This is a genomic window from Streptomyces sp. WM6386 (assembly GCF_000972385.1).
Lineage (GTDB): Bacteria > Actinomycetota > Actinomycetes > Streptomycetales > Streptomycetaceae > Streptomyces.
On the sequence record NZ_JXTE01000810.1, the window covers coordinates 1 to 307 of the forward strand.

Below are 307 nucleotides of genomic sequence, written 5' to 3' on the forward strand. Positions count from 1 at the left end.
GCACTGCGCTGCGACAGCCCGGACGCGGCCGCACGACGCCTGGAGGACCTGCTGGCAGCGAGCGGCCTGGCCGGCTACGACGCCCACGACTTCGACGACGAGCGCCTGGCGGCGGAGGCCATGCGTTACGACCGGGCCGACAACAACCCGCGCAGACTCGACCCCGACCGCCTCAGGGCGCTGCTCGCGGGCCTGCGCCAGCCCTCCTCACCTCGGAGCGAGTGATGACACCCGACCGGTTCCGACTCATGCACTGGATGAACGCGCGCAAGACCACGCCGGACGTGCTCGGCGCCGCGGGCGTGGA

General features: G+C 73.0%; 1 protein-coding gene. It reads left to right on the plus strand.

What is annotated here, in order from left to right; genetic code table 11:
* The coding region (locus tag TN53_RS43775) for a hypothetical protein (RefSeq protein WP_046264519.1) at positions 1 to 225 on the plus strand (225 nt) is incomplete at its 5' end.
* Positions 226 to 307: the final 82 nt, after the last annotated feature.